9 protein-coding genes and 1 pseudogene are annotated in these 11153 nt (G+C 67.1%); 7 read left to right on the forward strand and 3 right to left on the reverse strand.

Features of this window, described 5'->3' with window-relative positions; all coding sequences use genetic code 11:
• Both C3Y15_RS18515 and C3Y15_RS18520 read left to right on the forward strand, forming a co-directional pair.
• A pseudogene (locus C3Y15_RS18515) lies at nt 1-209 on the forward strand (phosphomannomutase/phosphoglucomutase); the annotation flags it as partial.
• 151 nt (nt 210-360) lie between these two features.
• Nucleotides 361-669, forward strand: coding sequence for an H-NS histone family protein (locus C3Y15_RS18520; RefSeq protein ID WP_011880553.1), 309 nt, complete (start codon nt 361-363; stop codon nt 667-669).
• 135 nt (nt 670-804) lie between these two features.
• On the opposite strand, the gene C3Y15_RS18525 is transcribed toward C3Y15_RS18520, so the two are convergent.
• Together C3Y15_RS18525 and C3Y15_RS18530 are read right to left on the reverse strand one after the other, a co-directional pair.
• Nucleotides 805-1275 carry a MaoC family dehydratase gene (locus tag C3Y15_RS18525; protein ID WP_045579865.1) on the reverse strand — a complete coding sequence of 157 codons (471 nt, stop codon included), beginning with the start codon at nt 1273-1275 and terminating at the stop codon, nt 805-807.
• A gap of 62 nt (nt 1276-1337) precedes the next feature.
• A complete protein-coding gene (locus tag C3Y15_RS18530) occupies nt 1338-2420 on the reverse strand; it encodes a carboxymuconolactone decarboxylase family protein (protein ID WP_045579864.1) in 1083 nt (360 codons plus the stop codon).
• Nucleotides 2421-2636: 216 nt separating this feature from the next.
• Here C3Y15_RS18530 and C3Y15_RS18535 point away from each other — a divergent pair, with 216 nt between their 5' ends.
• From C3Y15_RS18535 to C3Y15_RS18555, 5 genes are all read left to right on the forward strand, one after another.
• Nucleotides 2637-3395, forward strand: coding sequence for a glucose 1-dehydrogenase (locus C3Y15_RS18535; protein ID WP_045579863.1), 759 nt, complete (start codon nt 2637-2639; stop codon nt 3393-3395).
• A 74-nt stretch (nt 3396-3469) separates the two neighbouring features.
• Entirely contained in the window at nt 3470-4747 is a 1278-nt protein-coding gene (gene ccrA, locus C3Y15_RS18540; protein WP_045579862.1) for a crotonyl-CoA carboxylase/reductase, read from the forward strand.
• Between the two features lie 32 nt (nt 4748-4779).
• Nucleotides 4780-8676 (forward strand): type I polyketide synthase, encoded by a 3897-nt coding sequence (locus tag C3Y15_RS18545; RefSeq protein ID WP_124260138.1) that lies wholly within the window; start codon nt 4780-4782, stop codon nt 8674-8676.
• A 69-nt stretch (nt 8677-8745) separates the two neighbouring features.
• Nucleotides 8746-9075, forward strand: a complete 330-nt coding sequence (locus C3Y15_RS18550; RefSeq protein ID WP_224019924.1) for an acyl carrier protein — start codon at nt 8746-8748, stop codon at nt 9073-9075.
• 70 nt (nt 9076-9145) lie between these two features.
• On the forward strand, nt 9146-10138 hold the full coding sequence (locus C3Y15_RS18555) for a beta-ketoacyl-ACP synthase III (RefSeq protein ID WP_124260139.1): 993 nt from the start codon (nt 9146-9148) through the stop codon (nt 10136-10138).
• Nucleotides 10139-10206: 68 nt separating this feature from the next.
• Here the strand turns inward: C3Y15_RS18555 and C3Y15_RS18560 are convergent, their stop codons facing one another.
• A complete protein-coding gene (locus tag C3Y15_RS18560; protein ID WP_045579858.1) occupies nt 10207-11007 on the reverse strand; it encodes an EAL domain-containing protein in 801 nt (266 codons plus the stop codon).
• Nucleotides 11008-11153: the final 146 nt, after the last annotated feature.

Below are 11153 nucleotides of genomic sequence, written 5' to 3' on the forward strand. Positions count from 1 at the left end.
CGAAGTTCGACGGCGCGGACGAGGTCGTGACGATCGACGGGCTGCGCGTCGAGTATCCGGACGGCTTCGGCCTCGCGCGCTCGTCGAACACGACGCCGGTGGTCGTGCTGCGCTTCGAGGCGGAGACGCAGGAAGGGCTCGAGCGTATCCAGGCGGACTTCCGCCGCGTGCTGACGGCTGCGAAGCCGGACGTCGGCCTGCCGTTCTGACGAGCACGAGCGTGCTCGTCAGCGGCACTTCGGACAGGCGCGAACGGCGCCGCGCCGCGAGCGGCACGATCGTTCATCGAGCACACGACGAACCGCTCGCGGCGCGCGCGGTTCGGATTTTCATCGCATCGGAACACTTTGGAGAAAAAGGATGTCGGGTTACCTGGAACTGAAGGCGCAAGCCGATGAACTGATGCTGCGTGCCGAGGAGGCGCGGCAGGCCGAGCTCGAGACCGTTCTGCAGGAGGTGCGCGCCCGTATCGCCGAATACGGGCTGACGGCCCGGCAGATCTTCGGGCGTCCGGGCCGTGCCGTCAGGGCATCGACGCGCACGCCGACCGGCGCGCCGAAGTATCGGGACCCGAGCACCGGGCGCACGTGGACAGGGCGCGGGCGTGAACCCGCGTGGATCAAGGGCAAGCGCCGCGAGCGTTTCCTGATCGAGCGCCAGGAAGGCTGATTGCCGGTCCCGCGCACGCGCCGGGCAGGACATTTCGAGCATCTTGACGGCGTGTGCGCGGGCCACACCTCGCACCCGACGCGGCAGCGCTAGTCTTGTGCGGCACCGACGAACCCGGCGGCCGCGGGCCTGCGGTCAAGTCGTCTGTCCTTGCGGGATTGCCACTGCGTTTGCGCGTTCCGCAAGTGTCGTCGGCATGACGACAGCCGTCCCTTCCACCACGACGAGCCCGTCCACTTCGCAGCGGGTCTCCAGCACCACCCGCTTGCGGTTCGCGACGATCTCCTTGACGGTCACCGTCGCGCACACCGTTTCGCCGAGCTTGACCGGCCGCCTGAACTGCAGGTCCTGCGACAGATAGATCGAACCGGGGCCGGGCAGGCGCGTCGCGATCGCCGCCGAGATCACCGACGCCGACAGCATGCCGTGCGCGATGCGGCCACCGAAACGTGTACGCTTCGCGTAGGCCTCGTCCAGATGCACGGGATTGCGATCGCCGGACGCGCTCGCAAACAGGAAGATGTCGCGCTCCGACAGCGTCTTCCTGAAGTCCGCGCTCATGCCCGGCAACAGGTCTTCGAGATCGTAGCCGCCTTCGTGGTTCATGGTCTGCTCCTGATGGGTTCGTATCCGGGGGGCGTCGCGCATGCATCGAGCACGCTCGTCGGTCATGCCGCCGCGTTTTCGCGTTCGGCGGCGGGATGCGAGCCGGTCGACGCGAACAGTCGCTCCGCCTCGGCGAGCGCCGATTGCGCGGCCGGTACGCCGGCGTAGGGCAATGCGCCGGCGATCGCGTCGACGATCTCGTCTCGCGACGCACCGAGCGACAGCGCTTCGCGCATGTGCATGACGAGTGCGTCGGCATCCGCGTTGCGGGACAGGCAGGTCAGGCACGCGATGGCCGTCAGCAACCGCGCCTTCGCGCGATCAAGCGCTTCTTCATGCCGCGATGCCGGCGCGTGCGACGCGTCGAGATACCGCGCGAGTTCGGGCGGAATGCCGTCGAGGTCGTCCGGCGTATCCGGCGTGCAGCACATGCCTGCGTCGTTCGAGGCGGCGCGGCGCTCGATGTCGCCCAACACGTCGAGCGCGATGCGCGTCACGGGGAGCACGAGTGGCCAGCCCAGATAGCCGGTGAGCTGAATCAGCACTTCGGTCAGTTCGCTGCGCGTCCAGCCGAGTCTCAGGCACGCGTTCAAATGCCGCCGAACCGCATCGTGCCGATTTTCCAGCGCGATCACGATCGCCAGCGTTGCGAGCGCGCGCTCCTTCGGCGTCAGCGCATCGAGTGGCTGTTCCGGATCGTCGAGCATGCGCGCAACGGTCGCGTCGCACGATGCGGCGGTACACGCATCGAATCCGGCGTCGACGCCATGCGCGCGCAGCAACATGAACACGTTTCGCAAGCCGGCCATGGCCACCGGCATTCCCGCATATCGGCGCGTCAGCCACACCGTCGCGAGCACGGCTTGCGGCGCCCAGCCGGTATTCAGCATGCCGCCCGCATGGTATTTGAGCGTGGCTTCCGTATTGCCCATCACGGTCAGGACTGCGACGGTGATGAGCTCGCGGTGCTTCAGCGCGAGATTGGGCCGGGCAATGATGTCCGCGTACGCGCCCTCGATCAGCAGGCGCCTGAAGTCGGGATCGAGCATGTCGAGCGCCGCGCTGAGTTGCGCAAAGCCGTCGCTGCCGATCGCATGGATCACGGACATCCCGAGGTCATGTCTGGAGATCGCCTTGTCGCGCATGGTGTGTCGAATCAATCGAACAGGAGTATCGATGCTGTCGATGATATTCGCGCGATTGACGAGCAATTCTGAACTTTTATGAACTGTCATCGACACTCGATTCCCGCCGACTAGAATCGGCTCCATTACGCGATCACGACGACGTTCGCATGCATCGAGCGACGTCTGCGCATCGCCGAAAAGCATCCGTTCCATCAACGTAACCGGGAGAACGCTGTGCTGAAGCTTCAAGACAAGATCGCCCTCGTCACCGGCGGCAGCTCCGGTATCGGCCGGGCCGCGGCGTTGCTGTTTGCGCGAGAAGGCGCACGGGTCGCGGTCGCGTCGCGCCGCATCGAGGAAGGGCTCGCGGTCGTCGAGGAAATTCACGGTGCGGGCGGCCACGCCATGTTCGTGAAGACCGATGTGTCGATCGCCGACGATTGCAGAAATGCGGTGGCGCAAACCGTCAACACATTCGGCAGGCTGGATATCGCGTTCAACAACGCGGGCGTCGAGGCGTTCGGCAATCCGGTGGCCGATACCGACGAATCGACCTGGGATTTCGTCGTCGACATCAACCTGAAAGGCGTATTCCTATCGATGAAATACGAAATTCCGGAATTGCTGAAAGCGGGCGGCGGCTCGATCGTCAATATGGCGTCGGCCTATGGTCTCGTCGCTTCGGCATTCGGCGGCTGCAGCTATCACGCGTCGAAGGCCGGCATCCTCGGGCTGACGCGCGCCGCCGCGCTCGAATACGCGCAGCAGAACATTCGCGTCAATTCGATCTGCCCCGCGTTCGTTGCGACGGCGATGGTCGAGAAGTTTCTCGCCGAGACGAACATGACGGATCAGATCAAGCGTTTTCATCCGGTGGGCCGCCTCGGCACCGAGGAGGAGATCGCCCAGGCCGTCGTGTTTCTTGCAAGCGATGCGTCGTCGTTCATGACCGGCACGACGCTGACCGTGGACGGCGGCATGACCGCGGCCTGACGCCGCGTTCGTGTTCGCGTGGCGCCCGGCGCGAGCACCGGGCAGATCGAATCAGACACTGCATGGATATCAATATGGATGCCAAAACACTAGACGTCGTGGTCGAAGCGAGGCGGGAACCGGTTGAATTGTTCGACGTCGGCGCGCCGATTCCATTGGGGCTCGTGCCGAGCCGGATGCATGCGTGGACGATCCGCCGGGAAAACCACGGCGAACCCCATCAGGCGTTCACGAAGGAGATCGTCGACGTGCCGTCGATCGGCCCCGACGACGTGCTGATTCTCGTCATGGCGGCCGGCGTCAACTACAACGGCGTGTGGGCCGCGCTCGGGCAGCCGTTTTCGGTGCTCGACCTGCACGACGATCCGTATCACATCACCGGTTCGGATGCGGCAGGCGTCGTGTGGGCCGTCGGTTCGAACGTGAAGAAGTGGCAGGTCGGCGACGAGGTGGTCGCGCATTGCTCGCAGGTCGACGGCGACGACGAGGAATGCAACGGCGGCGACCCGATGCTGTCGCCCTCACAGCGGATCTGGGGTTACGAAACGTCCCACGGATCGTTCGCGCAATTCGCGCGCGTGCAGTCGACCCAGTTGATGCCGCGTCCGAAGCACCTTACGTGGGCCGCGAGCGCGTGCTACACGCTTACGCTCGCGACCGCGTACCGGATGCTGTTCGGCCACAAGCCGCACGTGCTGTCGCCGGGGCAGTCGGTGCTCGTGTGGGGCGCGGCGGGCGGGCTCGGGACGATGGCGATCCAGCTCGCCGCGCTGGCCGGCGCGCGCCCGGTTGCCGTGGTGTCCGACGACGCGAAGGTCGAGTTCGTCAAGCGTCTCGGCGCGGTGGGCGTGATCAACCGCGCGAACTTCTCGTGCTGGGGCGCGCCGCCGCCCGTCGATGCGAAGGTCGAATACGCGGCTTACGTCGACGGCGTCAAGAAGTTCGGCAAGGCGATCTGGGACGCGCTCGGCGAAAAGCGTGACGTCGACATGGTGTTCGAACATCCGGGCCGCAACACCTTCGCGCCGTCCTGCTACGTCGTGAAGCGCGGCGGGATGGTCGTGTTCTGCGCCGCGACCAGCGGCTATGACCTGACCTGCGATGCGCGCTACATCTGGATGCGGCAGAAGCGCATTCAGGGCAGTCACTTCGCGAGCCTGAAGGAAGCGGCGCAGGCGAACCGGCTCGTGGTGAGCGGCAAGATCGATCCGTGCCTGTCCGAAGTGTTCCCGTGGAACCGGCTGCCAGACGCGCACGAGAAGATCCGCACGAACCAGCACCTGCCGGGCAACATGGCCGTACTGGTCCAGGCGAGCAGCCGCGACGACCTCGACGCGGCGCGCCGCCACTAGGCATGAAGCCTTTTTCCATCTGCGAGAACGGTATGGACCGGTCAACACCACCTGCGCAACGGGTTGCCATCATCGGCATGTCGTGCCGCTTCCCGGGTGGCGCATCCTGTGCGTCGAGCTACTGGGCGCTGCTGAATTCGGGGCGCACGGCGATTCGGGAGACCCCGCGCGAGCGCTTCGACATCGACGCGTTCTATTCGCCGGATCCGGACGCGCCCGGCACCACGTATTCGCGCGTGGCAGGTTACGTCGACGATCCGTTCTGCTTCGACCGCGGGCTGTTCCGCACGTCGGCGGCCGAGGCGCTCGAGATGGACCCGCAGCAGCGCTGGATGCTCGAACTGGCGTGGCACGCGCTGGAGAATGCGGGCATCGCACCGGGACGCTTGCGCGGCAGGAACGTCGGCGTGTTCATGACGACCGGCGAAGCCGATTACGGCCGGCGCACCGTGTGGTCGGGCGACCCGACGAAGATCACCACCTATTCGAAGCTCGGCAATCTGCGCGCGATGGCGCCCGGACGCGTGGCGCACATCCTCGGCCTGAGCGGGCCGGCGATCTTCGTCGATACGACCTGCTCGTCGTCGCTGGTCGCGGTGCATCTTGCCGCGCAGAGCTTGCAGGCGGGCGAATGCGACGTCGCGATCGCCGCAGGTGCGAACCTGATCCTCGGGCCGGAGGAAACCATCGGCGTCGCGCGGCTCCAGGCCATGTCCGCATCGGGACAGTGCCGCCCGTTCGATGCAAACGCCGACGGTTATATCCGCGGCGAGGGCGGCGGCGCGCTCGTGATGAAACGGCTCGACGATGCGCTGTCCAACGGCGATCGCGTCGACGCGGTGCTGGTGGGCTCGGCCGTCAACAGCGACGGCGCGAGCAACGGCCTCACCGCGCCCAACGGGGCGGCGCAGGAAGCGGTGATCCGTCGTGCGATGGCGCGCGCGTGCGTGCGCCCGGAAGCGGTCGCCTATGTGGAAGCGCACGGCACCGGCACGGCGCTCGGCGATCCGATCGAGCTGTCCGCGCTGCGCAACGTCCATGCACGCGCCGGCTCGCGCGACAAGCCGGTCCTGGTCGGCTCCGTCAAATCGCAGCTGGGGCATCTGGAGGGCGCCGCGGGGATGGCGGGCATCATCAAGGCGATGTTGATTCTTCGGCATCGTCATGTCCCCGCACAGGTCAATTTCGCGACGCCGAATCCGCGCTTTCGCTGGGATGGCGCACCACTCGAGATTCCGCGCGTAGGCACGCCGCTCGGCGAGGGCGACCGGTTGGTCGGCGTCAGCGGCTTCGGCATCACCGGCACCAACGTACACGTGATTCTGGCTGCGCCCGCCCCGGCGCCCGACACCGCTGCGCCGGCGGCGCGCGAGCGCGTGTTGACGCTGTCGGGGCGCTCCGCGCAGGCGCGCCGACGCGTCGCGTCGGCGTGGCGCGCGTGGCTCGCCGATACGTCGACGCCGATGCGCGACGCCTGCCACACGGCCAGCGTGCGGCGCGATCACTTCGAGCACCGGGTCGCGCTGGTCGGCACCACGGCGGCCGATTTCGTCGCTGCGCTCGATGCGTTTCTCGCCGCGAATCCGACGGGGCAATGGCACGACGGCGCGCCGCCGAGAATGCCGCGGCTCGCGTTTCTGATCCCGGGGCAGGGCGCGTGGCAACCGGGCGTCGGGCGCACGCTCTACGACGAAAACGGCTTGTTCCGCACACACGCGGATGCATGCCTGGCGCGGCTCGACGCAGCGACGGCACGCGACGTGCTCGATGCGATTGCGGGACGCGGTGGCGAAAGCGTCAGCCATCATCCGGGGCAGCTCGCCCATTTCGTCGTGTGCTATGCGCTGGCGCGCACCTGGATGGAACTGGGCGTGCGGCCCGATGTGCTGATCGGGCATTCGCTCGGCGAGCACGTGGCCGCCGTGATCGGCGGCGTGATGTCGCTCGCGGACGGACTGAAAGCCGTCGAGGCGCGCGGCCGCCTGTTCGATACGGCGACGCCGGCGGGCGCGATGCTCGCCGTTGCCGCCGCGGCGCACGAACTCGAGGCGCGCTTCGCGTTCGGCACCGAGCTGTTCGTGGCGGGCATCAACGGACCGGAGCAGACCGCGGTTAGCGGCACGCCGGACGCGGTCGCGCGCGTTCATGACGCGATGGTCGCGGCCGGCAAGCGCGTGTCGATGCTCAAGACCTACGGCACGCCCGGCCATTCGCCGCTGCTGCGCCCGATGCGCGAAGCGTTCCGGCAGGCGCTCGCGCCGCTGACGTTCGCGCAGCCGGCGATTCCGATCGTCTCCACGCTGACGGGCGCGGTCGTGACCGCGGCGATCGCCGGCGTCGACCATTGGCTGGACCTCGTCGAGCAGCCGGTGCGCTTTCATCAGGCGCTGCTCGCCGCGTCCGACGGCAACACGCTGTTCGTCGAAGTGGGGCCGGGCGCGGCGCTGTCGAAGCTCGCGCGCGCCGCGGCGGGCGGCGACTGGCAACGGGCGGTTTCGTCGCTCGCGGACGGACCGGACGGCGACGAGGAGGCGGAAACGACCGGCTTCGCGCACGCGTGCGCGCGGCTGTACTGCGTCGGGCAGACCATCGCGTGGAACCGGCTCTACGGTCATGCGCCGCGTCCCGCCGAAGCGCCCGGCTATGCGTTCGACCGCGATCGCTTCGAATTGCCGTTCGCCAATAGCGTGCATGTGCCCGTTGCGCCCGGCGGCGTATCGCAGCGACACGACGGTGCGCGTGCCGACGCATCGGACCAGCCGGCTTCGCTCGTCGGGCATTCGAGCGCCGCAGTCGCCAAGCCAGATGCCCAGCACGTGCTCGCCGCGATGCGCACCATCGCGGCAACGGTCGCGCCGGACGGCATCGTGGTCACGGATGATCGCTCGCTCGTCAGCCAGGGTCTCGACTCGCTCGCATTGACCGAATTGCGCGTACGCATGCACCAGCACTTCGGCAGGATGCCGCCGATCTCGATGCTGGCGCGCGGTGCGTCGCTCGCGACGCTGGCGGAGTGGTTCGGGGCGTCGAGCGGCAGTACGCCGAGCGCATCGCGCGCATCGGCGGTCGCGCCGGACGCGGCGACGCCCGGCGGCCACGATCCTGAACTGGTCGTCACGTTGCGCCCGGGCACCGGGCCGTTGGTCGCACTCGTGCATCCGGTCGGCGGCAACGTGCTCTGCTATCAGGAGCTGGCGGACGCGTGGCCGGGCGACCCGACCGTCGTCGGGATCCGTCATCCGTATGCGGAGGAGGGCCATGCGCCCGCATACCTGTCGATCGAGCAACTGGCGTCACGCTATCGCGCGGCATTGCTCGCCGCGCATGGCCGGCTGCCAGACGTGCTCGGCGGCTGGTCGTTCGGCGGCATCGTCGCGCATGAAATGGCGGCACAGTGGGAAGCGGCGGACGCGAGCGCGCCGCCTTTGATGATGATCGACAGTCCGCTGCACGACGGCGACTTCACGACGCGATTGCGCGCGCTCGCGCGCGATTTCGTCGCGCTGGATCCGTCGCAGGCCGTCGAGTCATGGCTCGACGATCCCCGCTTCGATGCGATGCTCGATCGCGACTTCTACCTCGCCGACGTGCGACGCCGCGCGCCCCCCGACCTGTTCGCCCGTCTGTCGCAGCTGCATGCGATGAGCGCGGTCGCACTCGCGCGTCATCGGCCGCAACAGGTGCGCGCGCGCATCGCGTATGCACTGGCTACACGGACCGCGGGGGCCATGACGGACGCACAGGCCACGCGCGAGTTGCGGCTTCTGACGCGCGGCGGCATCGCGGTGAGCGTATTCGACGACGACCACAACTCCATCGTGCGTGGCGCGTCCGCGCGTCGCGTCGCGGGTTTGCTCGACGGCGGCGCCGAGGCCGCGGAGCCGCAGCCTCAGCCGCATTCGACGTCCGCGCAGGCGAAAGTGTGCTGATTCAGCCGTACCGTGCCCGGTGCTTGCGCCGGGTCATTTTCGTCCATCCGACTTTAGGGAATCGATGCCATGAGCGAACAACTTCAAGCTGCAACCGTGAACGGCTCCGCAGTCACTGCGCAAACCATCCTCGCATGGATCCAGGAGTGGGCCGAAGCGAACCATCTGAAGGTGCCGACTGATCTCGAACAGACCTTCGCCGACGCCGGCTTCGATTCGATGCATTCGGTGGAACTCGCGTTCTTCCTCGAGGAGCGCCTCAAGATCAAGATCGACGACACGGTGCTCTACGACCATCCGACTTTCATTTCGCTGGCCGAGCATCTCGTGTCGCTCGGCGGGCATGACGCGAGCGCAGCGGCGGCGTCGAACGATGCGGCCGGCACCGGCAACTGGTAATTCGCGCGCGCCGGCTTCGGAGCGGTTCGCCGTCCGGCGCGCGTCACCGATCTTCACCGGAGGACGAAAGATGGCGGACTACCTATGCGCCGGCGCCCGCATGTCGCGCGTCGTCGGTTGCGGCTCGGCCCTGCCCGAGCGGCGCATGACGAATCACGACATCGCCCGCATGGTCGACACCACGGACGAGTGGATCACGCAGCGCACCGGCATCGTGGAGCGCCGCATCGCGGCGGACGGCGAGCATACGTCCGACCTTGCGATCGGCGCGGCGCGCGCTGCACTCGGGCACGCCGGCATCGGCGGGGCCGACGTCGACCTGATCGTGCTCGCCACCTGCACGCCCGATCGCACGATGCCGGCAACGGCGGTACGCGTGCAGGAAGCCATCGGGATGCGCGGCGGCGCGGCGTTCGACGTGCAGGCCGTGTGCTCGGGCTTCGTGTTCGCGCTGTCGGTCGCGGACAACATGATCCGGCTGGGCCAGGCCCGCACCGCGATCGTGATCGGCGCCGAAACGATGTCACGCATCGTTGACTGGCAGGACCGCAATACCTGCGTGCTGTTCGGTGATGGCGCGGGCGCGGTGGTGCTGCGCGGCGATCGCAGCGACGGCGACACGCCGCGCGGCGTCCTCACCACGCATCTGCACTCCGACGGCCGGTATCACGACAAGATCCATACCGACGGCGGCGTATCGTCGACGCGCGATGCCGGCAAGATGCATCTGGAAGGACGCGACGTGTTCCTGCATGCGGTCGTCAATCTCGCCGAGGCATCGCAGGAAGCGCTCGCGTCGCAAGGTCTCAAGCAGGACGACGTCGACTGGATCGTGCCGCACCAGGCGAACCAGCGCATCGTGCAGACGCTCGGCGTAAAGCTGAACCTGCCGATGGAGAAGGTCGTGGTCACGGTCGACAGGCATGGCAACACGTCGGCCGCGTCGATTCCGCTTGCGCTCGCCGAAGCGGTGGCCGACGGGCGCATCAAGGAGAACGATCTCGTGCTGACGCCGGCGATGGGTTCGGGCTTCACGTGGGGATCGGCGCTGATCCGCTGGTAGCGCGCAGCGCGCGGATGTGCCGGCCGTGCGGGCTACACGCGCAGCGCCGAATGCGCGTCGGCCGACCGCTAGCCGCCGGGGTTGGGGGCGTGGCCGGCGATGAAGGCGTCGACTTCGGTCAGGCAAAGCGGCGCGCCGAGATAGAAACCCTGCGCTTCGATGCCGGCCAGTCCGCGGGCCCATTCGAACTGCTCGGCCGTTTCGATGCCCGTCACCACGGTCTGCTTGCGATGGACTTTTGCAAGATGCACGAGGGTCTCGAGCACACGCATCGCTTCGTCGTTCTGCGCGACGTCGCGCAGCAGCGATCGATCGAACTTGACGATGTCCACCGGCAACTGCTGCAGCAGCGTCAGCGCGTTGAAGCCCGCGCCGAAGTCATCGAGCGCGACGCGCACGCCGATCGCCTGCACCGCGTGAATGGCCTCGACCAGCCAGTCGAGCCGCGCAGGCGGCACGACGTCGGTCAGTTCGATTTCGAGGCGATGCGGGTCGACGTCGAGCGTATCGAACAGTGCGGCGAGGCGCGCGGGGAAATCCGCATGTCCGAGTTCGAGCGGCGACAGGTTGATGGAGATCGACAACGCGTGATGGCCGGACGCGGCCCACTGCGCGAGCATTCGGGTGGCCCGCTGGGTCAAGAGATCCGTGAATTGTCCGGCGAGCCGCGAATCCTCGACCATGCTGATGAACGCGCTCGGCTCCAGCACGCCGCGCGAGGGATGTCGCCAGCGCATCAGGTATTCGAAACCGCTGAGCGCGAGCGTCTGCAGCGTGAATTTCGGTTGCAGCAGGAAGAAGAATTCGTCCTCGCGAAGCCCGCGTTCGGCGTCATTGAGTGGATGGTTCATTGCGAGCGTGCGATTCATGAATATTCCATATCGGCTGAACCGAAGACGTGCTGGTTCGTGATGAGGGGATTTTATTGGCCGGATATGTGAATTACAACTTTCAAAAATAAACAAATGTAAAATTGTTTAATCGTTTGGTGGTTTTGCGGTGATATTTATTTCCT

This window comes from Burkholderia sp. B10 (genome assembly GCF_004368385.1).
Classification (GTDB): Bacteria; Pseudomonadota; Gammaproteobacteria; order Burkholderiales; family Burkholderiaceae; genus Burkholderia; species Burkholderia vietnamiensis.

What these genes read in the sequence shown, in the direction of transcription:
- C3Y15_RS18520 (WP_011880553.1), top strand. Translation starts at nt 361, where the DNA reads ATGTCGGGTTACCTGGAACTGAAGGCGCAAGCCGATGAACTGATGCTG.
- C3Y15_RS18525 (WP_045579865.1), bottom strand. Translation starts at nt 1,275, where the DNA reads ATGAACCACGAAGGCGGCTACGATCTCGAAGACCTGTTGCCGGGCATG.
- C3Y15_RS18530 (WP_045579864.1), bottom strand. Translation starts at nt 2,420, where the DNA reads ATGCGCGACAAGGCGATCTCCAGACATGACCTCGGGATGTCCGTGATC.
- ccrA (WP_045579862.1), top strand. Translation starts at nt 3,470, where the DNA reads ATGGATGCCAAAACACTAGACGTCGTGGTCGAAGCGAGGCGGGAACCG.
- C3Y15_RS18545 (WP_124260138.1), top strand. Translation starts at nt 4,780, where the DNA reads ATGGACCGGTCAACACCACCTGCGCAACGGGTTGCCATCATCGGCATG.
- C3Y15_RS18550 (WP_224019924.1), top strand. Translation starts at nt 8,746, where the DNA reads ATGAGCGAACAACTTCAAGCTGCAACCGTGAACGGCTCCGCAGTCACT.
- C3Y15_RS18555 (WP_124260139.1), top strand. Translation starts at nt 9,146, where the DNA reads ATGGCGGACTACCTATGCGCCGGCGCCCGCATGTCGCGCGTCGTCGGT.
- C3Y15_RS18560 (WP_045579858.1), bottom strand. Translation starts at nt 11,007, where the DNA reads ATGAATCGCACGCTCGCAATGAACCATCCACTCAATGACGCCGAACGC.